The organism is Seongchinamella sediminis (assembly GCF_003457605.1).
Taxonomy (GTDB): domain Bacteria; phylum Pseudomonadota; class Gammaproteobacteria; order Pseudomonadales; family Halieaceae; genus Halioglobus; species Halioglobus sediminis.
On record NZ_QRAN01000001.1, the window covers coordinates 164,717 to 189,504 of the forward strand.

A 24,788-nucleotide genomic window follows, 5' to 3' on the forward strand; every position below is an offset into this window, starting at 1 on the left:
ACAACCGTTCCATCCAGGTTCCTATGCCCGAATCCCGTAAACTTATCGTCGTGCTTGGCGCCCATCGTTCAGGCACCTCCCTCTGTGCCGCCGCAGTGGAGGCACTGGGCGCCGATGCCTGCCTGGGTGAGCACTACGCCAATGAGGAGAATCGCAAGGGCTTTTTCGAGCACCCGGCTATTGTCGACTTCAACAACCGCCTGCTCGCCGGACTGGGCGGCAGCTGGGACAACCCCTTGTTCGACGGTGCCGCCGCACTCGCCGGCCGCGAGCTGAGTGGCTGGCGGGCCGAGGCCCGGACCCTGATGGACCGTATTTATGGCGCGGCGGCGGTGGCGGTGCTCAAGGACCCGCGCATCTGTCAGCTGTTGCCCTTCTGGCAGCGCGTATTCGCTGATTGCGGCTACGCTGCCGAAAACCTGTGCTACCTGCATACGCTGCGAAACCCGGTGGAAGTGGCCCTGTCACAACAGCAGCGGGCGGAATCCAACCGGGACTTTTACGAGTTTGGCCGGCGCCTGCCAGAAGGGGCGGCGCTGTGGCTGTCGCTGACCGCCCAGTCGCTGCTGGCGAGCAGTGATTTGCCGGTTTACTACCTGGCCTACGAAGCGCTGCTGACCCGGCCGCAACAGGTGCTGCAGGCCCTGGCCGGCTTTACCGGACTGCAGCCGGAGCCCGCGGCGGCGGCAGAATTCTGCGACAGTTTCGTCGACCCGGCGCTGTACCGCAGCAGCGCCACCGATGCCGCCCGCAGTGAGCTGGCCGAGCGCTTTCCCGAGCTGCTGGAGTTGTGGGGCTGCGTGCGCGAGCTGTCCGGCGAGGCGGCAAACCTGCAGGCCGTCATCGACCAGTGCCGCTGGATCTATGAGCGCGACGATACCCGCCAGCGTCTCAGAGACATCGTCACCCCCGCCTTTTCGCGGCTCAGTGACAGTACCCGGGAGAACCGCCTGGCGCTGACCCGGTCCACTGAAGTGCTGTCCGATTATGAGCGCCAGGTGGCGGAGCTCAAGGACAACAGCGAGCGCATGCAGCGGGAACACCAGCAGGTGCTCAGCCCGTTGCGCGAGGAAGTTTCCAGCCTGCAACAGGGCGCAACGGCCCTGCGCCAGCAACTGGGCGAGCAGGCCGCCGAAATTGCCCGCGTCTCCGCCGTTGCCGAGCAGAATCGGCTGGGGATGGTGGAACTCAATGAACAGCGCAGCCAGCTGGAGTCCGAGAAGCTGCAGCTGACCGGTGAGCGCGACCTCTACCTCGACCAGCGGGACGAGTTTATCGAGCGGGTCCGGCAGATGGAGAATTCCACCTCGTGGAAGCTCACCCGCCCCCTGCGCAGTATCAGTTTCCGGCTGCAGCGGCTGCGCGATTCGCTGGCCGGCAACTGGGTGCAGCTGCGGCTGAAGGCCATCCTGGTGTATCACCGCATGAGCCTGCGCCACCCCGGTGTGGCCTGGATCATCCGGCGCCTGGTGCGGCCGGTTTTCCGCCTAGCCAACCGCCTGTTCGGCGTGACCCCGCGGGATATGCACAGTCCCCACGATAGCGGCCTGTCGACGCCGATGCTCTACCAGCAGCGGGAGGCCAGCGACGACTTCGCCCCGCTGGTCAGCGTGATTGTGCCCAACTACAACCACGCCGATTACCTCGAGTTGCGGCTGGAATCGATCTTTTCCCAGAGCTATGACAATTTCGAGGTGATCCTGCTGGATGACGCCTCCACCGATGCCAGCGCCGCGGTGCTGCGCAGGTTCCACCAGCGCTACCCGGACAAGTCGACCCTGGTGATCAACGAGGAGAACTCCGGAGGGGTATTCCACCAGTGGGAAAAGGGGCTCAACCTGGCCCGGGGGGATATCGTCTGGATCGCCGAGAGCGATGACTGGTGCACCGAGAACTTCCTCGCCACCCTGGTGCCCTGGTTCGAGAACGAGGCCATCATGCTGGCCTACGCCCGCACCGTGTTCATGGATGGCGAGGGCGAGCAGCAGATCTGGTCGATCAACGAGTACCTGCACGATATCGACCCCCAGCGCTGGAACCGGCCGATAGTCGCCACCGGGCCGCAGATTGTTCGCGAGGCCTTCGCGGTGAAGAACATTGTGCCCAACGTCAGCTCGGCTCTGTTCCGCACCCCCCGGCAGCTGGAAATTCTGGCCGACCCGGAGTGGCGGCGGATGAAAACCTGTGGCGACTGGGTGCTGTACCTGCACCTGCTGCGCGGCGGCATGCTGGCCTACTCGCCCGAGGCCTGCAATTACTACCGCATTCACGGTGACAATACCTCGGTCAGTTCCTATTCCCAGGACGCTTTTTACCGCGAGCACGAACAGGTCGCGCTGACCGTGCAACAGTACTTTGATGTGCCGGATTCGGTATTCGAGACCCTGCGCGACAACCTCGAAATTCACTGGCGGGAAACCCGCGGTGAATACAGCGACCAGGCCCTCGAATCCTGCTACAGCCTGGCCCGGATCGCCGAGGGCAGGGCGCAGCGCGCGCCCAACCTGTTAATGGCCTCCTACGCCTTCTGTTCCGGCGGTGGCGAAACCTTCCCGGTGAGTCTTGCCAATATCATGAAAGGCAGCGGCTATAACGTGACCTACCTGGACTGCGACCGGGAGCCGCGGCTGGAAGGGGTCAGGAACCGGCTCCGTGGCGACATCCCCATCGTCTCCGACTTCAGCCAGCTGGAGCGCATCATCACCGATTTCGATATCCAGGTGATTCACTCCCATCACGCCTGGATGGACAGCACCATCCTCGATATCCTGCCCGAGGATATTGAGTGCAAGACGGTGGTCACCCTGCACGGCATGTATGAGACCATCAACGAGTACGACCTCAAGCCGATACTGCCGCGCCTGGTCAGGCGCAGTGCCCGCTTGATCTATGTGGCGGGAAAAAACCTCGATGCCATACGGCGCCACAATCTGCTGGAGCACGCCCGGCTGGCGCGGATCGACAACGCCCTGGAACCGACCGACTTCGAGCCGCTGCAGCGCCGCGAGCTGGGTATTCCCGAGGATGCATTCGTACTCACCCTGGTCAGCCGGGCGATGGAGGAGAAGGGCTGGCGCGAGGCTATCGAGATTATCGACCGGGTACGGGTCGACACCGGCAGGGACGTGCATCTGCTGCTCGTTGGCGATGGCCCCGAGTATGACCGGCTGCAAGGCGAGGCTCTGCCGGCCCACGTGCACCTGGAGGGCTTCCAGCGTAATGTCAGCGCTTACTTCGCGGTGGCGGACCTGGGTTTCCTGCCCTCGAAGTTCCGCGGCGAGAGTTTCCCGCTGGTCATTATCGAGTGCCTGCAGACCGGGGTGCCGTTTTTGGCGACTGACCTGGGCGAAATCGCCCGTATGCTGACCGGCCCCGGGGGCATGGCCGGCGCCGTGGTGCCGCTGGATGGTGATACGATTGACATCGCAGCCATGGTCCAGCAGCTGGCGGCAGTGCTGACCGGGGAACAATACTACAGGGCGATGCAGGACGCGGTGCCCGGGGCGGCGCAGAAGTTCGATCCGGCTATTCTCGCCAGTAAACACGATGCCGCCTACCGGGCGGCGCTGCAAGTTACCGTCTAGCACCCTGCGTGGGCCGGACGATTGAACAGAGAGACGTCATGAAGAAGAAATTGTATCTGCATATCGGTATGGGCAAGACCGGTACCACTGCTCTGCAGAATTTCTTCTGGGAAAATCGCAAAGTGCTCGCCCGCCACGACGTGTGCTATCCCGAACACGGCCTGATGTCCAACGCCCATCACCTGCTGTCGCCCCATGTGCCGCGTTTCCTGGAGGACCAGTGGTCTTTCCAGGCCGTTGATGAGTGGGCGCCTGAGCTGGTCAAGTCGCGGCAGAACAGGATTCTGCTGTCGTCGGAGCTGATGGCCTGGGCGGACGAGGCCAGTGCGCGCAAGTTTTGCGCCCAGGTCTCGGCACACTTTGACCTCAACGTGGTGGTGTACCTGCGCCGGCAGGACAACATCATCATGGCCAGCTACAACCAGCAGATCAAGGCTGGCCCCCAGCGCCGGCGGATTGACCTGATTTACCGCAAGCAGATCGAGCGCTTCGACTTCCCCCGGATCCTGGCGCCCTGGGCCGATTCCCTGGGACCGGGCAAACTGATCGTGCGCCCCTACGAACGCCAGCAGTTCTACGGCGGCGATATCCGCCGGGACTTCATGAAGCAGGTGTTCAAGCTGGAGCTGGGAGAGGACTTCGCTCTCAGCAGCGCGAATTCCAACCCGCGGCTGTCGCTGGCGGCGGGGGAGTACAAACGCATGGTCAACTGCCTGGTGGACGATGCCGAACACAACCAGCGCTTCAACCAGGTGCTGATGGACTACTCGGCGGAGCAGGATGCCTCATCCACCAGCGTGTTTTCCAGCCAGTCGGTGCTGTCGCCGGAGCAGCGGCTGGAGATCATCGACGCCACCCGGGACGCGAACCAGTTTATCGCTCGCAAGTACCTGTCGCGCGCCGATGGCCGCCTGTTCGAGGAGCCGGAACCGGAAACGGACCAGCCCTGGCAGGGGCTGGACCTGTCCGAGGAAAGCGCCGCCGGGATGACCGAGTATATCCGGGCCCGCGAGCCCCAGTTGCTGGATCACCTCGCCGGGCAGATCGAGCACTATCGCAATGCCCTGGCCTACCAGAAGCGCCATGCCGCCCGCATCCTGGCCCGCAGTGTGCTCGGTACCAGCGAGGCGGCACCGGTGTACCGGGTGGAGTCCGGGGACGCCAGCCCGATTGTTATCGGCGGGGTCGGTGGCAGTGGCACCCGGCTGGTCATCAGCCTGCTGCGCAAAATGGGCGTGACCTTCGGCGGCGAGTTGAACGACTCACTGGACAACCTCTGGTTCAGCCTGCTGTTTGTCCGCCGCTCGATACTGCTGCAATCCGATGAGGAGCTGGACAAGCTGGCCTGGCTGTTTACCAACGCCATGCGCCACGGCGTGGAGCTGACCGATGAATTGCGCGGCCTGCTGGATACCGCCTGCGCGTGCGACCGCAGCCCGGTCATTCCCCGGGAACAACTGGTCCAGGCCCGGGAATCGCTGCTCGGGGCCCCCCTGAGGAACCGGCGCGATGAGCACTGGGGCTGGAAAGAGCCCAATTCCCACGTGTTGCTGCCCCAGCTGGATCGCTGCTTTCCGCAGATGAAGTTTGTCTACGTGATGCGCAATGGCCTCGATATGGCATTCAGCAACAACCACAACCAGCTGCAGTATTTCTGGGGCGACCTCATGCTGGAGGGCGATACCAGTCCCACGCCGCAGAACCTGCTGCGCTACTGGATTGCCGCCCACAAGCGCATGCAGGGCTTCCGCCAGCGCCTGGGTCACCGTCTCCATTTCCTCAGTTTTGACCGCCTGTGCCAGGACCCGGAAGGTGAACTGGAGGCGCTGCGCGAATTTGCCGGCATCCAGATCAGCCGGAAGGCGGTGACGGAACTGGCGGCGAACGTGTCGCCGCCGGCAACCATGGGCCGCTTCCGCAATCGCGACCTGTCCATTTTTGACCCGGCCGATGTGGAGTTTGTCCGCCAGCTGGGTTTCGACGTCGAGTGATTTTCCCCGGTACAGTGACAGGGGGCGTCGCGCTTGGTTGAAGGAAGCTCCGACTGGCGCGCATCGGTATTCAACCGGCGCATCCTGATCTGTGTATTTACCGGCTTTGCTTCCGGAATGCCGCTGTACGTGCTGTTCCAGCTGGTGCCCGCCTGGTTGCGCGACGGCGGCGTATCGCTGGCGGAAATCGGCCTGTTTGCGCTGGTGGGCATTCCCTACACCTGGAAGTTCGCCTGGGCGCCGCTGATGGACCGCTGGGCGCCCCCCTTCCTCGGCCGCCGGCGCGGCTGGATGCTGATCTTCCAGCTGGCCTTGCTGCTGAGTATCGCCGGGCTGGGCGCATTCCAGCCGGCGCAGGATACGGCGGTGATCGCCTGGATCGCATTTTCCGTCGCCTTTTTCAGCGCCAGCCAGGACGTTGCCCTGGACGCGTACCGGCGGGAGATTCTGCCGGACGAGGAGCTGGGGCTGGGCAATTCCATCCACGTGCAGGCCTATCGCATTTCCAGCCTGGTGCCGGGATCCCTGTCGCTGATCCTGGCGGATATCCTGCCCTGGGGCAGCGTGTTCTGGATAACCGGCGCCTTCATGCTGGTGGGCGTGCTGATGACCCTGCTGGTGGCCGAGCCGGATACCGAGTACCCGCAGGCGGCGGGGCTGCGCGAGGCCGTGGTGGCGCCATTCAGGGAATACCTGCAGCGCCGCGGCTGGCAGGGGGTGCTGCTGGTGCTGGGCTTCATGTTCCTGTACAAGATCGGTGACAACATGGCCACCGCCCTGGCCACGCCGTTCTACCTGGATCTCGGTTTCTCCATGACCGAGATCGGCCTGGTGGCCAAGCACGCGGCCCTGTGGCCGGCGATTTTTGGCGGGTTGCTGGGTGGCGGCTTGATGATCCGGCTGGGCATCAATCGCTCCCTGTGGCTGTTCGGTGTGGTGCAGGTGGTGAGTATCCTGGGGTTTGCGGTGCTGGCCGCGGTCGGTCATTCCCTGTGGCTGCTGGCCGTGGTCATCAGCTTCGAGTACCTGGGTGTGGGTATGGGCACGGCGGCATTCACCGCCTTTATCGCCCGGGAAACCAGCAGGGTTTATGCCGCCACCCAGTTCGCCCTGTTTACCGCGCTGGCGGCACTGCCGCGGACCTTCGCCAACGCCAGCACCGGCATTATTGTCGAGCAGGTGGGCTGGCTGCAGTTTTTCCTGCTGTGCGCAGTGCTGGCCATTCCGGGAATGCTGATGTTGTTCTGGGTGGCGCCCTGGCGGGAGCGGACAGCTCAAAAACCACAGCAAGTGCAAAAAGAACGAGAGCGCATTGATTCCCGCACAGTGATTCTACACGCCGGGATGCACAAGACTGGATCCAGCGCCATTCAGGATTATCTCTACCAGCATCTTGACGACCCGGAGGTCGAATACTTTTCGGCCGGCCGTGCAAACTCCTCCCTTATACTGCTCGAGGCGTTCCATACTCGTCTGGGTCGTGAACCTGCTTTTCGGGATAAAAACTTCAGTGAGGAGCAATTAAAGCAAAAGCAGCAAATGGCGCTGGAGCAGTTCAGGCGGCGCCTCGGGGAGACCAGCAAGCCGACCGTCATAATTTCAGCAGAATCTATCAGTCTGCTGGATCACCAGGCGTGTGCGAATCTCGCATCCGAACTGGGGAAGTACTTCACCAGAATAAAAGTAGTGATTTACATCCGGCCGCTCCATTCAAGAGTGGAGAGCGCGTTTCAGGAGAAACTGAAGCAGCGATTTGTTCCGCTTGACCATAAAATCGTGGTTAATTTCAGGCGCCTTATCGGTATCTATGACGATGTATTTGGCCGCGATCAGGTGATTTTGCGCGCCTATGACCGGACTCTATTTCCTGGCGGTAATGTGATCAATGATTTCCTCCAGGTGGTCGGACTCCCGGCGATGGCGCCTCAGAACGCGAATTCAAATTTGGGATTGAGTCTGCCGGGGGTGCAATTGCTTTACATCTACCGCACTTACTTCCCGCAGGCTGCCCCCGGAGACAGGGCGCTGGTTGGTCGTCTGGCTACGCTGTCTGGTGACCGTTTTCGTTTGCATCCTACATTGTTACAACAAATACTGGTTGAGCGCGACGGTGCTGGGTATGAATGGCTAAGAGAGCGGGCGAACATACATCTGTACGACACGGAGCAGCGAGATGGGGTGCAAGTGACGTCGGAGCAGGAGCTTCTGCATGTGTCGGATAGCACGATTGCCTGGCTTGAGAGTCAGACTGGCCGCCCGGTGGTGGTATCCGGGGAACCTGGCTTAGAGGAAATAGCTCTTGCCCTGAAGGGCTGGGCGAAAGTCATGCACGAAAGCGGCGAGCACTAATTGGCTGCGCTGATGGGATTTTTGAGTTGAAGCAACTGGTATTACATATTGGCATGGCCAAGACCGGGACCAGTTCTGTTCAAGCATCTCTGGGCATGGGCTCGGTTGCGTTAGCGAAGCATGGGGTCTATTACCCCCAGTGGAAACCGTTTAACCATTCCCATGACTTCACTGTCCTATTTCTAGAAGAGCCTCAAAAGAGTTTTCACTACCAACAGCTGGCACCGATCAGTGACGAGGACTGGCAAGCGGAATTGCAGCGCCTGGAAGAGAAGTGGCGCTCGTTCTTCTCCATGGCGGAGGAGGGCAACTGGGTCGTATCGGCAGAAAGTCTGTGTCGACTGTCGGAGTCCGGGCTGGCGGCATTGAAAGCATTTGTCGAGCCCTATTTCGACCAGGTGCGGGTGGTGGCCTATGTGCGCGACCCGCTGCGGGCGCTGAAGAGCCAGTGGGAGCAGAACGTCAAGGAGATGCGTGAACCTCTATCCGCGCAGGCGCTGTTGCGCCAGACCAAGCGACGCCAGAATTATCGCTTCTTCCAGCGCTGGATTGACGCCTTTGGCCGCGACAACTTTGTGCTCAGGCGTTTTGATCCGGCGGGTTTTGCCGGCGGCAACCTGCTCAGCGATTTTTTCCAGGCGGCGCAGGTGGAACTGGCCGGCGAACTGGAACTGCCGGAGCAGGAGGCCAACCAGTCACTGGGCACCGAGGGTGTAGCCCTGCTGCTGGCGATGAACAGCCGCTACCCGCTATATCGCGAGGGCCAGCTCAACCCGGAGCGGGGACTTGCCGGCCGCCAGCACCTGTTTTACCGGCTGATGCGCGAGGCCAGGGTCACTCCGCTGGCCCTGGATGTGAAATTCGATGCCGGGGAAGCGGAGCGCTTCAATCGCAGAATTGATTACGTCAATTCGCTCCTGCCCGAGGGACAGGCCTTCGCCGGGGTGGAACCCAGCGAGGAGGGGACCGCGCTGCCCGATGCCAGCCAGGTGCCAGCGGATTACGCGGTGGAACTGGTCAACGGGCTCTGCCACCTGGTCGACGAGATGGCCGATCGCAGCGACCATCTGCTGCGCCGGGTGAAAGCGCTGGAACTGGCGCTGGAGAAGCGCGGCGACGGCGGCGAAGATCAGGACTGAAAGGCGCGAAACCGCCGCAGATCCACGGCGCCATTGGTCTTGAACAGCACGCCCTCTGCCTCCAGGCGTTCCCGTTGGGTATACTGCGAGGCGGAACCTGCCGGTAGCGAGATCCGGCCCTGGGCGTTGAGTACCCGGTGCCAGGGGATGCGGGTGTCGCCGGGCAGCATCTTCAGGGCGCGGCCGACGCGCCGGGCGCCCCGCGCCAGGCCGGCCTGGGCGGCCACGTCGCCGTAGGTGGCGACCTTGCCCGCGGGGATGAGGGCAACGACCTGCCAGATGCGCTGGTTGATGTCGGGTTCCATGGTCAAACTTCACTATGTACGGGAAATCAATGTACCAGACAGCGAGCCTGCCCCGATGGATTGTCGGGTGCTCCCTTTGTGTTTTCAGTCTGTTGCTGGCGCTCGCCGCCCCGGCCCGGGCCGATCGCCTGCATTTCAGTGACGGTGAATCTATCACCGGCGCCCTGGTGGGCATATCCGATGGCCAGGTGCAGTGGAGCTCGGCCATACTGGGCGACCTCGCCATCGGCCTGAACCACGTTGCCTTTATCGAATCCGGCTCCCGCTTCGACCTGAAGCGGACCAGCGGTGAGCTCAACAATTGCTGGATGTTCATCCAGCGGGAAAAACAGCATCTGCACTGCGACCAGGGGGTGGTGCCGCTGGCCGACTGGACCCTGGTGGTGGCCGCGGGTGAAACCATCACCCTGCCGCAGCCCCTGCTGGAGCAGAAAGGCTCGCTGATCCTGGCCCTGGAAGACGCCTCCGGTAACACCGATGTTACCAGGTACGACATCAACGCCCGGTCCGAGCTGCGTTTTCTCGAAACCCGTCACACCCTGGCGGCGCGTTACCAGGACGAAAGCACCAATGGCCAGAAGACCCGGCAGAGCTGGCTGGGTACCTACCAGTACGACCAGTTTTTTACCGAACAGTGGTTTGCCACCGGTAATGCCGCCTACGAGGAGAACGAGTTTCGCGACCTCGAGGACCGGACAACCGTGGGTCTGGGAATGGGTTACCAGTTCCTGGAAACCGCGTATTTCGACCTGCTGGGCAAGAGCACGCTCAACTACGTCAACGAAAACCTTACCAGCGGGGAAAATCGCGAGCGCCCGGCCTTCCTCTGGAACCTGGATTTCGCCTGGCGGGTGAATGACCAGGGCATGGAAGTGTTCCACCGGCACGCTGCGCTGCAATCCTTCCAGCAGGGCGACGACTGGGAGCTGGCCACCATTACCGGTCTGAAGTACCCGATTAATGGCGCATTCAGCTCCGTGTTCCAACTGGAGTACAACTACGATAACCTGCCGGCGGAATCAGAAATCGACAAGGTGGACCGCAAGTGGTCCATCGGGGTGAATTACGACTGGTAGCGGCCGCTTGGAATTCCAGCGCCCGCCCCCATATTCTCCCCTACGGAGCGTATTTATGAGATTGTTTTTACTGCTGCTGCCGTGGCTGGAGCTGTTCACCCTGATCCAGCTGGGCATAGAAACCAGCGCCCTGACCGCCATTTTTTACGTGCTTGCCACCGTGGTGCTGGGCCTGATGGTGTTGCGCAAGCAGGGCCGGCAGATGTTCGAACGCCTGCAGGGTGTGCAGCAGGGCAGGGTGCTGGGCACGTCGCTGCTGGTGGACGATATGGCCATGGGCCTGGCGGGGCTGTTGCTGATATTTCCCGGCATGATCTCCGATTTTGCCGCCCTGGTGGTGATGATTGGCCCGCTCCGGCGGCGTCTCGCCCGGGCCCTGGGTGCGCCCCAGCCGGAACCCTACGCCCCCCAGCGCGACTTCGAGAGCGAAATCACCATCGAGGGCCAGTACACCCGGGTCGACGAAGACAAAAAGCCCTAACTAACTGAATATACTGGAAAAAATATCCAGCTGTCGGTTTCGCCTGTGCGCCTGGCCGAGCCTCAACACCGCCTTCGGGAGGCTTTTTTAGCACTCTCGCAAAAAGAGTGCTAAAAAAGCCTTGAAAAGTATTTCCCCCGCCCCCATTGAGCTAGCAACCCCCGTGGGGCCTCTCATAAAACTGTCACTAGGAGATAAAGACACATGAGTATCCGTCCGTTGTACGACCGCGTGGTCGTTCGTCGCAATGCAGAGGAAGAAACTTCCGCTGGCGGTATCGTTCTGCCCGGTTCTGCCAAAGAAAAGCCCAACCAGGGTGAAATCGTCGCCGTCGGCGAGGGGAAGGTGCTGGATAACGGCGATATCCGCCCCCTGGCCGTCAAGGTTGGCGACACCGTGGTTTTCGGTCAGTACGCCGGCAGCAACACCATCGAAATCGATGGCGAAGAACTGATCATCATGGGTGAGAGCGAAATTTTCGCCGTCGTCGAGTAAGACGCACCCGTTTCCAGAGACAACGATTGAGTAACAAGGATCTAGAAAATGGCAGCTAAAGACGTATATTTTGGCGACAAAGCTCGCTCCCGCATGCTGGCCGGCGTAAATGTTCTCGCCGACGCCGTGAAGGCAACCCTGGGCCCCAAGGGCCGTAACGTAATTCTGGACAAGTCCTTCGGTGCGCCGACTGTGACCAAGGACGGTGTATCTGTCGCCAAGGAAATCGAGCTGGAGGACAAGTTCGAGAACATGGGCGCGCAGATGGTCAAGGAAGTGGCCTCCCAGGCATCTGACCAGGCCGGTGACGGCACCACTACCGCCACAGTACTGGCCCAGTCCATTCTCAACGAAGGCCTGAAGTCCGTTGCTGCCGGCATGAACCCCATGGACCTCAAGCGCGGTATCGACAAAGCCGTAGCGGCCGCCGTGGCCGAGATCGAGCGCAACGCCGTTCCCTGTGAAGACAGCAAGGCGATCGCCCAGGTTGGCTCCATCTCCGCTAACGCGGATGCCTCGATCGGCGACATCATCGCCGAAGCCATGGAGAAAGTCGGCAAGGAAGGCGTTATCACCGTGGAAGAGGGTTCCGGCCTCGAGAACGAGCTGGACGTGGTTGAAGGTATGCAGTTCGACCGCGGCTACCTGTCCCCCTACTTCATCAACAACCAGGACAGCATGAGCGTTGAGCAGGAAGACCCCTACATCCTGCTGGTGGACAAGAAAATCTCCAACATTCGCGAGCTGCTGCCCCTGCTGGAGCAGGTCGCCAAGGCTTCCCGGCCGCTGGTGATCGTCGCCGAGGACGTTGAAGGCGAAGCACTGGCCACCCTGGTGGTGAACAACATGCGCGGCATCGTCAAGGTCGCTGCCTGTAAAGCACCCGGCTTCGGCGACCGCCGCAAGGCAATGCTGCAGGACATCGCCATCCTGACCGGTGGTACTGTCATCTCCGAGGAAGTGGGCCTGGATCTCGAATCCGCCACCCTGGAGCACCTGGGTAGCGCCAAGCGCGTGACCATGGACAAGGACAACAGCACCATTATCGACGGTGCCGGCGATGCGGCCGCTATCCAGTCCCGGGTCGGCGAGATCCGCACCCAGATCGAGAACACCTCTTCCGATTACGATCGTGAGAAGCTGCAGGAGCGCGTGGCCAAGCTGGCCGGTGGTGTTGCGGTCATCAAGGTTGGCGCCGCCACCGAGATCGAGATGAAAGAGAAAAAGGCCCGCGTAGAAGATGCCCTGCACGCAACCCGCGCAGCGGTTGAAGAGGGCGTAGTTGCCGGTGGTGGCGTTGCCCTGGTGCGTGCTGTTACCGCTATCGCCGACCTCAAGGGCGACAACGAAGACCAGAATCACGGTATCGCGGCAGCGCTGCGCGCCATGGAAGGTCCCCTGCGCCAGATCGTCGCCAATGCCGGTGACGAAGCGTCCGTGGTACTGGACAAGGTCCGCCAGGGCGAGGGCAACTATGGCTACAACGCCGCCAGCGGCGAGTACGGCGATATGATCGAGATGGGTATCCTGGATCCCGCCAAGGTCACCCGTACTGCGCTGCAGGCCGCTGGCTCCGTTGCCGGTCTGATGATTACCACTGAGGTAATGGTCGCCGACGCGCCGGAAGACAGCGCCGGTGGCGCCCCGGCAATGCCCGACATGGGTGGCATGGGTGGCATGGGCGGCATGATGTAAGCCCGGCTGCTGCCAGCGTTTAAAAACCCGGCTTCGGCCCCAGGCATTAAATAGCTCTGGATCTGAAGTAGCTAAACCTGGCGAGACCTAAAAGGCCCCGTACTAGAAATAGTGCGGGGCCTTTTTATGTCATTAAATAGATACTTGGCACAGATCTCCAAGAGCAACTGAACACGAGTTCTTTATACTCAATCTAGATGCAGGCTGAGTATAAATCGTTTCTGTTGCTATACTCAGTCTATATTTAGATTGAGTATAAAGTAATGGGACGACAATATACTGATTTACCGGGCAGTGCGCTGGTGGCGTATTCTGATCTCCTGGATTTTTCCTTATCTAATGAAGTAACAGACAGGACAGGTTTTAGTTTTAGTTCAAAAAATCTCAAGTCTGGTCGTTACTGGTATTTGCAACATGTTCTGGGCGACCGCAGAAAGCAGTACTACCTTGGCGAAGAATCGGACGAATTGCTTGCAAGAATTGAACAGCAAAGGAGTCGCTGGCTCGAAGACAAAGCAGAGAAACAGCAGATGGAAAGACTGGTCGCCATGTGTATTGCTGCTGGGTGCTCAGAGATCAGTCACATGGCATTCAAAGTACTGAATGCAGCAGCACAGTCGGGCTTGTTCAGGGCAGGGGGTGTACTTGTGGGATCTTACGCCTTTATTGCTATTGGAAATATGCTGGGAGTTTCATGGAATAAAGACACTACTGTCACCCAGGACGTTGATCTTGCAGGAAGCGGTGAGTGCATGATTGCTATTCCTGAAGAAATGACGCCTTTGAAAGACACTATATTGTCCTCTGAGGAATCTCTTCTTGAAGTGCCGATGCTGGATCGAAAATCCCCATCGACCAGCTTCAAGGTGCGCGGGAAGGAGTTCAAGGTCGACCTGATTACACCTGCGAAGGGGAAGGGAGAAGGCTCCCTCTATGTCGGGCCTATAAAGTCCTACGCTGATCAGGTGAGGTTTCTGGATTATCTGCTGGAAGACACACAGAAGGCTGTATTGCTACATAAATCTGGTGTTGTCGTTAATGTGCCGAATCCTGCAAGGTATGGCGTACACAAGCTAGTGGTCTCGCAACGACGACCATTGGCAAAAGCAGCAAAGGCAAAGAAAGACATTCAACAGGCTGCCCAGGTTTTATCTGTTCTCTTGGAACATCGCCCAGGAGATTTGTGGCTCGCGATAGATTCAGCAAAAGAATATGCGAAAAAAAATAGAAGTGAAAAATTCCTGCAACAAATGCGAGCAGGGGTGAAGCAACTCCCGACAAACCTGAGGGATGCTTGCAATGAGCAACTGTAGGTATCTACTCCCCCATAAGCTATCACAGTGGCGAACAATACTGGCCATGCCGCCCAAGTTGCACTAACGTATGCTCCCGTTTACCGATCACTGCATAACAGGAGCCGCCCCGTGACCGACGTTGTTACATTCGCCGCAGAGGACAAGTACAGCCTCGTAACCCTGGACGATGGCAAGGCCAACGCCGTGTCCTTCACCCTGCTCGAGCAATTGAATGCCGCCCTCGACAAGGCCGAGGCCGCGGGCAAGCCGGTTATTATCGCCGGCCGCCCCGGCAAATTCTCCGCCGGCTTTGACCTCAAGGTGATGGGTGAGGGTGGTGAGCCGATGTTGAAGCTCGTCGCTGGCGGAGCCGAGCTGGCCCGTCGGCTGCTGCAGTTTCCCACCCCGGTGGTGCTGGCGGTCACCGGTCACGCCCTCGCCATGGGCGGCATCATGCTGATGTGCGCCGATTACCGCATCGGCACCGCGGGGGAGTTCAAGCTGGGCCTGAATGAGGTGGCGATCGGTATGGCGCTGCCCCATTTCGGGGTGGAGATCGCCCGCGCCCGGCTCGATCCGGCGCACTTCGAGCTGTCCGTCAACTGCGCCTACCTGTACGATGCCGATGGCGCGGTGGAGGCCGGTTACCTGGATGAGGCCATGGACTCCGGGCAGGTGATGGCCCGCGCGAGGGCCGTTGCCAGCCAGCTTGCGGGACTTGACATGAAGGCCCACAAGGTGACCAAGAGTCGGGTCCGGGCGCCGCTGATGGCGGCCCTGGATGAGGCCAGGGAAAAGGACTTCGCCGCCGGTGGCGGCGTATAATTGGCAGCGTGTATAATGCCCGGGCACAACACACAACAAAATCAGAAGGGGTAGGTGAATGAGTAGCTTGGTTCTGGAGTTCGTATTTCGGTGGGCGCACGTCCTGTTCGGTATTGTCTGGATAGGCATGCTGTATTACTTCAACTTCGTGCAGACGGAGTACTTCAAGGAAGCCGAGGCGGACGCCAAGGCTGATGCGGTCAAGAAGCTGGCGCCCCGGGCCCTGTGGTGGTTCCGCTGGGGCGCCATGTTCACCTTCCTCACCGGCCTGAGCCTGTTGCACCAGGTCGGCGCCACGGCCAATGTGCTGAGCATGCCGGCCCTCTGGATTGGCGCCCTGGCGGGAACCCTGATGTTCCTCAACGTCTGGCTGGTGATCTGGCCCAAACAGCAGGTTGTTATCGGCCTGAAACAGGGCGATGGCCCGGCGGCGGCTGCCAAGGCCGGCCTGGCGTCGCGCACCAATACCCTGCTTTCCGGTCCGATGCTGTTCGGGATGCTGGCCTCCAAGCACCTGCCGCTGGACGCCAGCGCCCTTGGCTTCGGTGCCTGCGTGGTGCTGATCCTGGCGCTGGAAGCCAATGCCCTGTTCGGCAAGACCGGGCCCATGACCAGCGTCAAAGGCGTTATTCATTGCAGTGTGGGCCTGACCGCGGTGGTCTGGGCGCTGCTGGCCCTGCTCTAAGGTTTCTCCGCAATATGACCCGCCCCGGTTCACGGGCGGGTTTTTTGTATCTGGACGGGGTGCCGGGCCGGCCCATTTCCCCAAATTCCCACTGGGGGTGCGGGTCTTTGTCCTGTAAGATACGGCCCCAGTTCAGGAGAGGTTTTTATGGCCCCGTCATCCGGTGACAAAAAATACAAGCGCATCCTGTTGAAGCTCAGCGGCGAGGCTCTGACCGGCAAGGAAAATTTTGGTATTGATCCCCGAGTGCTCGATCGCCTGGCCCTGGAAATTGGCCAGCTGGTGGGGATTGGCGTCCAGGTCGGCCTTGTCGTTGGCGGCGGTAATCTGTTCCGCGGCGCCGCGCTGCAGGCGGTGGGCCTGGACCGGGTGACCGGAGACCACATGGGTATGCTGGCCACAGTGATGAATGCCCTGGCCCTGCGGGATGCCCTGGAACGCTCCAATATTTCCACCCAGGTGATGTCTTCCATCCCCATGAGCGGCGTGGTGGACCACTACGACCGGCGCAAGGCCATTCGGGCCCTGAGTAATGGCGACGTGGTGATTTTTTCCGCGGGTACCGGTAACCCCTTCTTCACCACCGATTCGTCGGCCTGTCTCAGGGGCATCGAGGTGGAGGCGGACCTGGTGCTGAAGGCGACCAAGGTGGACGGGGTTTATTCCGCGGACCCGATGAAGGTGGCGGATGCCATCAGGTACGAGCGGCTCACCTACGATGAGGTGCTCGACAAGAAACTGGAGGTCATGGACCTCACCGCAATCTGCCTGTGCCGGGACCACAATATGCCGGTACGGGTGTTTGAAATGGAGAAACAGGGCGCGCTGCTGAACATTGTTCGCGGCGGTGACGACGGCACTCTGATCGAGTGAGCGACTGGCCCCCGGAGGAAACAAGAGAGTGATAGACGACATCAGCAAAGACGCGAAAGAGCGCATGGAAAAGAGCCTTGACGCCCTGGGCCACAACTTCAACAAGATTCGCACCGGGCGCGCCCATCCCAGCCTGCTGGACGGCCTGCGGGTGGAGTACTACGGGGCTGACACTCCGCTCAACCAGGTGGCCAATGTCAACGTGGAAGACGCCCGCACCCTGTCGCTGACAGTCTGGGACAAGACCATGATCCCGGCGGTCGAAAAGGCCATCATGAAGTCCGACCTGGGCCTGAATCCGGCCACCGCGGGGGAGGTCATCCGCATTCCCATGCCCATGCTCACCGAGGACACCCGCAAGGGCTATATCCGCCAGGCGCGCCAGGAAGCGGAGTCGGCACGGGTCTCGGTGCGCAACGCCCGTCGCGATGCCAATGCCATGCTCAAGGAACTGGAGAAAGACAAGGAAATCAGCGAGGACGATGAGCGTCGCGGCCAGGATGAAATCCAGAAGCTGACCGACAGCTACATCACCCGGATCGAAAAGATGTTGGCTGAGAAAGAAGCCGACCTGATGGAGATCTAGGATCCGGTAAGCCGGATTCAGTGCCCGCCATGCCCGCCAATTCTTCGCGCAGCGGTGACAGTGACGCAAGCACGGCGGTAACCCCGCGCCATGTTGCCATCATCATGGATGGCAACAACCGCTGGGCAAAACGCAATGGCTTGCCGGGACCCGCCGGGCACCGCGCCGGTGTGGAAGCGGTACGCAGCGTGCTGCGTGCCTGTCGCAACCACAGCGTACAGGTGCTCACGGTATTCGCCTTCAGCAGTGAGAACTGGGGTCGACCCCTGCCGGAAGTCCGGGCGCTGCTGGCACTGCTCTCGCGCTATTTGCGCAATGAAGTGCGCGAACTGGACAAGGACGGCATCCGCCTGCGCTTTATTGGCGAGCGCTCCCGCTTCAGCCCGCGCCTGCAGCGGCTGATGCAGCAGTCGGAACGACTTACCGCCAGTAATACCGAGGCCACCCTGGTCATCGCCGTTGATTACGGCGGCCAGTGGGATATCGCCCAGGCTGCCCGCAAGCTCGCGGAGCGGGTTGCCGCCGGCACCATGCAGGCCAGTGAGATCACCCCGGCGCTGCTTGGCCGGGAAGTGTCCGCCGCCGACCTGCCGGCCCCCGACCTCTGTATCCGCACCGGGGGTGACGCCCGGATCAGCAATTTCATGTTGTGGCAGTTTGCCTACAGCGAGCTCTACTTTACCAATACCCTGTGGCCGGATTTCGGTGAGCTGGAATTTGCCCGTGCACTGGCTGACTACAGCCGCCGTGAACGCCGCTTCGGGGTGCGGGAACCGGATGGCATTGTCGCCGGTGGAGAACTCGATGCTTAGGCAACGGGTAGCCACCGCGCTGATCATGGCGGGCCTGTTTATCGCCGGGGTTACCTTCCTGCCGCTGCCGGCGCTGGCCGCCGTGTTCGCCCTGCTGGTGCTGGCCGGCGGCTGGGAGTGGTCGCGACTGGCGGGTTGGGAGTCAATCGCGGGCCGGGGGCTGTTTGTTCTGGTGCTCGCCGCCGCACTGGCAGCGCTATACAGTCACGGTCAGCTGGGCCAGGCACCCACCCGGGAACAGGTGCAGCCGGTGCTTGGCCTCGCCTGCCTGTGGTGGTCTTTCGCCCTGCTGTGGGTAAAAAGTTATCCGGGCAGCGCCATCATATGGCGCCACAGCCTGATGCGCAGCCTGATGGGCCTGCTTATTCTCGGCCCCGCCTGGATGGCGGCGGTCTACCTGTTGAGCTTCCCGCGGGGCGGCCTGCTGGTGGTGATCATGGTGGCCATAGTGGCCGCCGCCGATATCGGTGCCTATTTTGCCGGCAAATCCTTTGGCAAACACAAGCTGGCGCCGCAGGTCAGCCCCGCCAAGACCTGGGAAGGATTCTGGGGCGGGGTGCTGGCGGTGGTCCTGTTGGGCGTGCTGCTGTGGTACCTGCGTCCGGCCCACAGTGCCCACATCAGCCTGCTGTCGGTGCTGGCGGTGGCGCTGACCACCAGTCTCGCATCCGTGGTCGGGGACCTGTCCGTCAGCATGGTCAAGCGCGAGAGCGGTACCAAGGACAGCGGCAGCCTGCTGCCCGGCCACGGCGGTGTTCTGGATCGGCTCGACAGCCTGTGCGGCGCCGCGCCGGTGTTCGCCCTGGGCCTGTTACTGGCAGGGTGGTGAGATGAACACTGCGCCTCGCCTGGTCAGTGTACTGGGGTCTACTGGTTCCATCGGGGTCAGTACGCTGGATGTCATCGCCCGTCACCCGGCGCGGTTTGCGGTGTATGCCCTCGCCGCCAATCGCTCGGTACAGGCCATGCTGGCCCAGTGCCTGGAATTCCAGCCCCGCTATGCGGTGATGATGGATGAAACCGCCGCCCAGCAGCTCAGAGAGCGCCTGCCGGTCGAGTGTGCCACCGAGGTGCTGCAGGGTGAAAGCGGGCTCACCCGGGTGGCCAGCGCGCCGGAGGTGGACAGCGTCATGGCGGCCATTGTCGGTGCCGCCGGCCTGCCATCCACCCTGGCCGCGGCCAGGGCCGGCAAGACCCTGTTGCTGGCCAACAAGGAATCACTGGTGATGGGCGGCCATCTGCTGATGCGGGCGGTGCGCGAGTCCGGGGCCCGGCTGCTGCCCATCGACTCCGAGCACAATGCCATATTCCAGTGCATGCCGGCGGACCATGAGGCCCGCCCGGGGCTCGCCGGGGTCAGCAAGGTCCTGCTCACTGCCTCCGGCGGCCCGTTCCGGACCTGGTCCTTTGAGCAGATGCGCGATGCCACGCCGGACCAGGCCTGCGCCCATCCCAACTGGTCCATGGGGCGGAAAATTTCCGTGGATTCGGCCAGCCTGATGAACAAGGGCCTGGAATTTATTGAGGCCTGCTGGATCTTCGATCTGGCGCCCGACCTGGTCGAGGTGGTGGTGCATCCCCAGAGCATTATTCACTCCATGGTGCAGTACCTGGACGGCTCGGTGCTGGCGCAAATGGGCAACCCCGACATGCGTACCCCCATCGCCTACGGGCTGGGCTGGCCGGAGCGTGTGGCCTCCGGGGTGGCCGCGCTGGACCTGGTCGCCGCGGCGCGCCTGGACTTTGAGGCGCCGGACGAGGCCCGTTTTCCCTGCCTGCGGCTGGCCCGTGAAGCGGTGGCAACCGGCGGCACCGCCATGGCGGTCTGTAATGCCGCCAATGAAGTGGCGGTGGACGCGTTTCTGGGGGAGACGCTGCGCTTTACCGATATTCCCCGGCTCATAGAGGCGGTGCTGGAGCGGGTGAGTATTGTTGAACCCGAGAGCCTGGCCGTGGTCGAAACTGCAGATAGCGAGGCGCGGGCGATCGCCCGTGAACTGCTGGGCGGCCTGGCCCTTAACCCCACAGCAACGAATCTGGCCTGATGGATATTGTATACACCATTCTCATTACCCTGGGCACGCTGGCGGTGCTGGTCGCCGTGCACGAGTACGGGCATTTCTGGGTGGCGCGTAAATGCGGCGTCAAGGTGCTGCGCTTCAGCATCGGCTTCGGCAAGTCGCTGGGCAGCTGGACGGATCGGCAGGGCACTGAGTACAGCGTGGCGGCCATTCCCCTGGGTGGCTACGTCAAGATGCTGGACGAGCGCGAGGGAGAGGTGCCCGAGGAGCTGCTCGATCAGGCCTTCAATCGCAAGCCGGTGCTGCAGCGCATCGCGGTGGTGGCCGCTGGCCCGCTGGCCAACCTGGCCCTGGCGGTGGTCGCCTACTGGTTTTTGTTCATGGCCGGTGAAAGCGGTTATGCGCCGGTCATCGGCGAGGTCGAGGCAGGCTCGGTGGCCGATGTCGCCGGCCTGGAGGCGGGCCAGGAAATTGTCGCCATCGACGACCAGGACACACCCACCTGGCAGGCCCTGAGCTTTGCCCTGCTGGACCGGATAGGCGACACCGGTACGATCAGATTTGGCGTTAAGTACCCCGGGTCGGACGTGGTCTACGAGTCGGAAGCGGGTATCGAACGCTGGCTGTCCGAGCAGGAGGAGCCGGACCTGTTTGGCGGCCTGGGGCTGGTCATGTACACGCCCGAGGTGCCGCCCCTGGTCGACACCATTGTCGCGGGCGGCCCCGCCGAGCGCGCGGGCCTGCAGCCGGGAGACCGTATTCTCAGCGCCGATGGCGTGGCCATGGAAAAGTGGATGGACTGGGTCAGGTACGTCCGGGCCCGCCCCGGTGAGGCTATCAGCCTGGAGTACGAGCGCGACGGCGCCCTGGTTAGCGGGCTTATCACCCCGGAGCGGGTAACGGATGACAGCGGCGAGGTTTTCGGCCGGGTCGGGATTAGCGTGGCCATTCCCGAGATGCCCGAGGACATGGTGCGCACCTTCAACCGGGGGCCGCTGGAAGCGGCGGGTGCGGCGGTGGTACGCACCTGGGACCTGATGTCCTTTACCGTCAATTCCATCAAGAAAATGATCATGGGCCTGATCTCGCCAAAAAACTTGAGCGGCCCTATCACCATTGCTAAAGTGGCGTCCGCCTCGGCCAAGTCAGGCCTGGAATCGTACATCGGCTTTCTGGCCCTGCTCAGTGTCAGCCTGGGGGTGTTGAATCTGCTGCCCATACCGGTACTGGATGGGGGCCACCTCCTGTTTTACACCATAGAGCTATTGGCGGGACGGCCCGTACCTGAGAAAATACAGGCCCTCGGCTACCAGGTGGGCCTGTTCCTGGTGCTGGGCATGATGATGCTGGCCCTATATAACGATTTTACGCGCCTGTAAGCGGCACGCTACGCGGCCCCAGCAATAGCCACCAGGCACAACCCGTTGATTGAGTGAACTTTGATTAGACGACTGAGCAAATACCTGTCACTGGTGCTGTTTTTGCTGGCGCCACTGGCATCGGCGGAGACATTCCAGATCTCCGATATCCGGGTGGAAGGCCTGCAACGTATATCAGCTGGCAGCGTATTCGCGGCGCTGCCGGTAGGTGTCGGCGATACGTTCGACGAGTACGCCGTGCGCGCCTCTGCCCGCAGCCTGTTCGCCACCGGCAACTTTGACGACATCCGCATCGGCCGCGACGGCAATGTGCTGGTCGTGGTGGTGGTCGAGCGTCCCAGTATCAGTGAGATCAATATCGAGGGTAACAAGGCGATCGAGACCGAGGCGCTGCTGGACGGCCTCAAGGGTGCCGGCCTGGCGGTCGGCCAGGTGTTCCAGCGCTCCACGCTGGAGGGCATGCAAATGGAACTGCAGCGCCAGTACGTGCAGCAGGGTCGCTACGACGCCGCCATCGAGACCGAGGTATTGCCGGAGCCCCGCAACCGGGTGTCGATCAATATCGACGTGGACGAAGGCACAGTGGCGACGATCAAGCACATCAACGTGGTCGGTAACGAGGTGTTCGACGACGACGAGTTGCAGGAAATATTTGAGCTGCGGACCACCGGCTGGTTTTCCTTCTTCACCAACGACGACAAGTACTCCAAGGAAAAACTCACCGGCGACCTGGAAAGCCTGACCTCCTACTATATGGACCGGGGCTACCTGCAGTTCCGGATCGACTCCACCCAGGTGTCGGTTTCACCCAACAAGGAAGAGGTCTACATCACCGCCAACGTCAGCGAGGGCGACCTGTTTACCGTGGGCTCGGTCGACCTGTCCGGCGACCTGGTGTTGCCGGAGGAGGACCTGCGCCGCTTCCTGCTGGTGGCCGAGGGCCAGACCTTCTCCCAGCAGCTGGTGACCTCCACCGAGGAATACATGACCCGCCGCCTGGGTAATGAGGGCTACAGTTTCGCCAAGGTGACCGGCATCCCCGAAGTCGAGGAAGACGGCAACGTGGTTGCCATGAAGTTTTTCGTCGACCCGGGTAAACGCACCTATGTGCGGCGGATCACCTTCAAGGGCAATATGAAAACGGCGGACGATGTGCTGCGCCGCGAAATGCGGCAGATGGAAAGCGCCCCCGCCTCGGCGTCCGCCATCGAGCAGTCCCGGGTGCGCCTGGAGCGCCTGGGCTACTTCAGCAAGGCCACGGTGGAAACACCCCAGGTCCCCGGCCATGATGATCTTATCGATGTCGAGTTCGAGGTGGAGGAGCAGTCTTCCGGCAGCATCGGCGCGAGCTTCGGCTACGCCCAGGACGCCGGGCTGATCCTGGGCCTGAACCTGCAGCAGGACAACTTCATGGGCACCGGCAAGCGGGTCGGCATCAACCTGAATTCCTCGCGCTACCAGGACCTCTACAACTTCAGCTACACCAATCCCTACTTTACCGAGGACGGGGTGAGCCGCGGGTTCAACGTGTTCTATCGTTCCACCGACCTGTCCGAGGTCAACGTGGCCAGCTACACCACCGACACCCTCGGCGGGGCGATCAACTTCGGCTACCCGATCAAGGAAACCCAGCGGCTGGGCTTCAGTTTTGGTCTTTCCGACACCGAGATTACCGCCGGGCGCTTTGCCGTACAGGAAATCAAGGCCAGCCCGCGACTGCTGGACGGGGTGGACTACTGGTTTGAAAGCACCCAGCAGAACGATGGTACGTTCTCGGATGTGGAGCAAATCATCCCCATCCAGGACCTGCCCTTCGAACAGCTGACCATTCCCGAGGAACCGGGCTTCCTCGATAAGAACGGCGATAATTTCCTCAACTGGACCATTACCTCCAGCTGGAGCCAGTCCACCCTGAACCGGGGCAGGATGGCCACCCGCGGGACCGCCAATTCCATTTCCCTGGAGGTCGCCATGCCGGGCTCCGATCTGGAGTTCTACAAGCTTAATTACCGCGGGGAAATCTATTTCCCGGTCACCAGGAACTGGACCCTGCGCCTGCGCGGCGAACTGGGCTATGGTGATGGTTATGGCGACACCACTGAATTGCCGTTTTATGAGCACTTCTTTGCCGGTGGCTTTGGCTCTGTCCGCGGTTTCGAAAGCAACACCCTGGGCCCGCGCTCAACCCCGGCGGAGTTGTACAGCACCCGTCAGCCGGTGACGGCTATCGACGAGGACGGTAACGCCATCGAGATCGGTGGCGAAAACGGCCGTCAGTTCGGTTATGTGTCCCGCGACGGCAAGCTGCTGGTGGAGACTCTCCGTGACGATCCCGATCCCTTCGGTGGCAACGTGTTGATCGAAGGCAGCGCCGAGCTGCTGTTTCCGCTGCCGTTTATCAAGGACCGCAGCAAGCTGCGCTCGGCGTTCTTCGTTGACGTGGGCAACGTGTTCAATACCAAATGTTCCGCCAGCCAGATCAATTGTTTCGATATCGACGCGGACGAACTGCGCTACTCAGTCGGTGTTGGGGTGACCTGGATTACCGGCTTTGGCCCGATGACTTTCAGCCTGGCCAAACCGCTTAATGCGGGCCCGGAAGACGAGGAAGAGGCCTTCCAGTTTACCCTGGGCCGCGGATTCTGATTTTTACCTGAAAAAACCTGGAGATAGATGTGATCAAGATTCTGAAAGCAAGCATTGTCGCACTGGCCTTTGCCCTGCCGGCAGCCGCCATGGCACAGGGCAAAATCGCTGTGGTTAACCTGCAGGAGGCCATCCTGCAGACAGACCTCGCCCAGAAACGGCTCAACGAGGTGCGCAACGAAGAGGACTACAAGGCTGACAAGGCCGAGTTCGACAAGCTCAAGAAGGAATTTGACGAGCTGGTGCAGAAGTTCCAGAAAGATGCGGCGGTGATGAGCCAGGAGCAGCAGGTCGCCGCGCGCCAGAAACTCGCCAGCAAGCAGTCTGACCTGGAGCACGTGACCGGCAAGCTGCAGCAGGCGGAGCAGGGCGCCGGCCAGATGTTGCTGCAGGAAATGTCGCCCCGGGTACAGGAAGTCCTGCGCGAGCTGATCGCCACCGAAGGCATTGGCCTGCTGCTGCAGCGCGCTTCCGTGATCCACGCGGACGCCGGCTACAGCATTACTGCCAAGGTCACCGACAAGCTGAACCAGCTGCCTGCGGAATGAGCC

At 61.4% G+C, this 24,788-nt stretch carries 20 protein-coding genes; 19 read left to right on the forward strand and 1 reads right to left on the reverse strand.

Going from position 1 to position 24,788, the window contains the following annotated elements:
* The first annotated feature begins 23 nt into the window (after positions 1 to 23).
* The 4 genes from DWB85_RS00620 (at position 24) to DWB85_RS00635 (ending at position 9,063) form a co-directional block, all read left to right on the forward strand.
* Positions 24 to 3,584, forward strand: coding sequence for a glycosyltransferase (locus tag DWB85_RS00620; protein WP_133300533.1), 3,561 nt, complete (start codon positions 24 to 26; stop codon positions 3,582 to 3,584).
* A gap of 38 nt (positions 3,585 to 3,622) precedes the next feature.
* A complete protein-coding gene (locus DWB85_RS00625) occupies positions 3,623 to 5,575 on the forward strand; it encodes a sulfotransferase family protein (protein ID WP_117952172.1) in 1,953 nt (650 codons plus the stop codon).
* A gap of 33 nt (positions 5,576 to 5,608) precedes the next feature.
* The gene (locus tag DWB85_RS19720; RefSeq protein WP_275399552.1) at positions 5,609 to 7,924 is read left to right on the forward strand and encodes an AmpG family muropeptide MFS transporter; all 2,316 of its coding nucleotides are present in this window, start codon (positions 5,609 to 5,611) and stop codon (positions 7,922 to 7,924) included.
* 254 nt (positions 7,925 to 8,178) lie between these two features.
* Complete coding sequence (locus DWB85_RS00635; RefSeq protein ID WP_117952175.1) at positions 8,179 to 9,063, forward strand: hypothetical protein; 885 nt, start codon at positions 8,179 to 8,181, stop codon at positions 9,061 to 9,063.
* Here DWB85_RS00635 and DWB85_RS00640 read toward each other — a convergent pair.
* Positions 9,054 to 9,368 (reverse strand): MGMT family protein, encoded by a 315-nt coding sequence (locus DWB85_RS00640; protein WP_117952178.1) that lies wholly within the window; start codon positions 9,366 to 9,368, stop codon positions 9,054 to 9,056. The genes DWB85_RS00635 and DWB85_RS00640 overlap by 10 nt on opposite strands.
* 29 nt (positions 9,369 to 9,397) lie before the next feature.
* Between DWB85_RS00640 and DWB85_RS00645 the strand changes: the two genes are divergently transcribed.
* The 15 genes from DWB85_RS00645 (at position 9,398) to DWB85_RS00715 (ending at position 24,785) form a co-directional block, all read left to right on the forward strand.
* Complete coding sequence (locus DWB85_RS00645) at positions 9,398 to 10,444, forward strand: DUF481 domain-containing protein (RefSeq protein WP_162845953.1); 1,047 nt, start codon at positions 9,398 to 9,400, stop codon at positions 10,442 to 10,444.
* 55 nt (positions 10,445 to 10,499) lie between these two features.
* Positions 10,500 to 10,925 carry an FxsA family protein gene (locus DWB85_RS00650; RefSeq protein ID WP_117952186.1) on the forward strand — a complete coding sequence of 142 codons (426 nt, stop codon included), beginning with the start codon at positions 10,500 to 10,502 and terminating at the stop codon, positions 10,923 to 10,925.
* Positions 10,926 to 11,129: 204 nt separating this feature from the next.
* Entirely contained in the window at positions 11,130 to 11,420 is a 291-nt protein-coding gene (locus tag DWB85_RS00655; protein WP_117952189.1) for a co-chaperone GroES, read from the forward strand.
* A 48-nt stretch (positions 11,421 to 11,468) separates the two neighbouring features.
* Positions 11,469 to 13,115: a chaperonin GroEL gene (groL, locus tag DWB85_RS00660; RefSeq protein WP_117952191.1), complete on the forward strand. Its 1,647-nt coding sequence runs from the start codon at positions 11,469 to 11,471 to the stop codon at positions 13,113 to 13,115.
* 263 nt (positions 13,116 to 13,378) lie between these two features.
* On the forward strand, positions 13,379 to 14,428 hold the full coding sequence (locus tag DWB85_RS00665; RefSeq protein WP_117952194.1) for a GSU2403 family nucleotidyltransferase fold protein: 1,050 nt from the start codon (positions 13,379 to 13,381) through the stop codon (positions 14,426 to 14,428).
* Between the two features lie 111 nt (positions 14,429 to 14,539).
* Complete coding sequence (locus DWB85_RS00670) at positions 14,540 to 15,235, forward strand: crotonase/enoyl-CoA hydratase family protein (protein ID WP_117952197.1); 696 nt, start codon at positions 14,540 to 14,542, stop codon at positions 15,233 to 15,235.
* Positions 15,236 to 15,293: 58 nt separating this feature from the next.
* Positions 15,294 to 15,920 (forward strand): urate hydroxylase PuuD, encoded by a 627-nt coding sequence (locus DWB85_RS00675; protein ID WP_117952200.1) that lies wholly within the window; start codon positions 15,294 to 15,296, stop codon positions 15,918 to 15,920.
* Between the two features lie 147 nt (positions 15,921 to 16,067).
* Positions 16,068 to 16,793, forward strand: coding sequence for a UMP kinase (gene pyrH, locus DWB85_RS00680; protein WP_117952203.1), 726 nt, complete (start codon positions 16,068 to 16,070; stop codon positions 16,791 to 16,793).
* Positions 16,794 to 16,821: 28 nt separating this feature from the next.
* Entirely contained in the window at positions 16,822 to 17,379 is a 558-nt protein-coding gene (frr, locus tag DWB85_RS00685) for a ribosome recycling factor (RefSeq protein ID WP_117952206.1), read from the forward strand.
* A 29-nt stretch (positions 17,380 to 17,408) separates the two neighbouring features.
* Positions 17,409 to 18,191: a polyprenyl diphosphate synthase gene (gene uppS, locus DWB85_RS00690; protein ID WP_117952209.1), complete on the forward strand. Its 783-nt coding sequence runs from the start codon at positions 17,409 to 17,411 to the stop codon at positions 18,189 to 18,191.
* Complete coding sequence (locus DWB85_RS00695; RefSeq protein WP_117952212.1) at positions 18,184 to 19,020, forward strand: phosphatidate cytidylyltransferase; 837 nt, start codon at positions 18,184 to 18,186, stop codon at positions 19,018 to 19,020. The genes uppS and DWB85_RS00695 overlap by 8 nt, the downstream gene beginning before the upstream one ends.
* Position 19,021: 1 nt before the next feature.
* The gene (gene ispC / locus DWB85_RS00700; RefSeq protein WP_117952214.1) at positions 19,022 to 20,236 is read left to right on the forward strand and encodes a 1-deoxy-D-xylulose-5-phosphate reductoisomerase; all 1,215 of its coding nucleotides are present in this window, start codon (positions 19,022 to 19,024) and stop codon (positions 20,234 to 20,236) included.
* The gene (gene rseP, locus DWB85_RS00705; RefSeq protein WP_117952216.1) at positions 20,236 to 21,591 is read left to right on the forward strand and encodes an RIP metalloprotease RseP; all 1,356 of its coding nucleotides are present in this window, start codon (positions 20,236 to 20,238) and stop codon (positions 21,589 to 21,591) included. Before ispC ends, rseP begins: the two co-directional genes overlap by 1 nt.
* 60 nt (positions 21,592 to 21,651) lie before the next feature.
* A complete protein-coding gene (gene bamA, locus DWB85_RS00710) occupies positions 21,652 to 24,237 on the forward strand; it encodes an outer membrane protein assembly factor BamA (RefSeq protein WP_117952218.1) in 2,586 nt (861 codons plus the stop codon).
* Between the two features lie 29 nt (positions 24,238 to 24,266).
* Positions 24,267 to 24,785, forward strand: a complete 519-nt coding sequence (locus DWB85_RS00715; RefSeq protein WP_239017179.1) for an OmpH/Skp family outer membrane protein — start codon at positions 24,267 to 24,269, stop codon at positions 24,783 to 24,785.
* Positions 24,786 to 24,788: the final 3 nt, after the last annotated feature.

What these genes read in the sequence shown, in the direction of transcription:
- DWB85_RS00620 (WP_133300533.1), top strand. Translation starts at nt 24, where the DNA reads ATGCCCGAATCCCGTAAACTTATCGTCGTGCTTGGCGCCCATCGTTCA.
- DWB85_RS00625 (WP_117952172.1), top strand. Translation starts at nt 3,623, where the DNA reads ATGAAGAAGAAATTGTATCTGCATATCGGTATGGGCAAGACCGGTACC.
- DWB85_RS00640 (WP_117952178.1), bottom strand. Translation starts at nt 9,368, where the DNA reads ATGGAACCCGACATCAACCAGCGCATCTGGCAGGTCGTTGCCCTCATC.
- DWB85_RS00645 (WP_162845953.1), top strand. Translation starts at nt 9,398, where the DNA reads ATGTACCAGACAGCGAGCCTGCCCCGATGGATTGTCGGGTGCTCCCTT.
- DWB85_RS00650 (WP_117952186.1), top strand. Translation starts at nt 10,500, where the DNA reads ATGAGATTGTTTTTACTGCTGCTGCCGTGGCTGGAGCTGTTCACCCTG.
- DWB85_RS00655 (WP_117952189.1), top strand. Translation starts at nt 11,130, where the DNA reads ATGAGTATCCGTCCGTTGTACGACCGCGTGGTCGTTCGTCGCAATGCA.
- groL (WP_117952191.1), top strand. Translation starts at nt 11,469, where the DNA reads ATGGCAGCTAAAGACGTATATTTTGGCGACAAAGCTCGCTCCCGCATG.
- DWB85_RS00665 (WP_117952194.1), top strand. Translation starts at nt 13,379, where the DNA reads ATGGGACGACAATATACTGATTTACCGGGCAGTGCGCTGGTGGCGTAT.
- DWB85_RS00675 (WP_117952200.1), top strand. Translation starts at nt 15,294, where the DNA reads ATGAGTAGCTTGGTTCTGGAGTTCGTATTTCGGTGGGCGCACGTCCTG.
- pyrH (WP_117952203.1), top strand. Translation starts at nt 16,068, where the DNA reads ATGGCCCCGTCATCCGGTGACAAAAAATACAAGCGCATCCTGTTGAAG.
- uppS (WP_117952209.1), top strand. Translation starts at nt 17,409, where the DNA reads ATGCCCGCCAATTCTTCGCGCAGCGGTGACAGTGACGCAAGCACGGCG.
- DWB85_RS00695 (WP_117952212.1), top strand. Translation starts at nt 18,184, where the DNA reads ATGCTTAGGCAACGGGTAGCCACCGCGCTGATCATGGCGGGCCTGTTT.
- ispC (WP_117952214.1), top strand. Translation starts at nt 19,022, where the DNA reads ATGAACACTGCGCCTCGCCTGGTCAGTGTACTGGGGTCTACTGGTTCC.
- rseP (WP_117952216.1), top strand. Translation starts at nt 20,236, where the DNA reads ATGGATATTGTATACACCATTCTCATTACCCTGGGCACGCTGGCGGTG.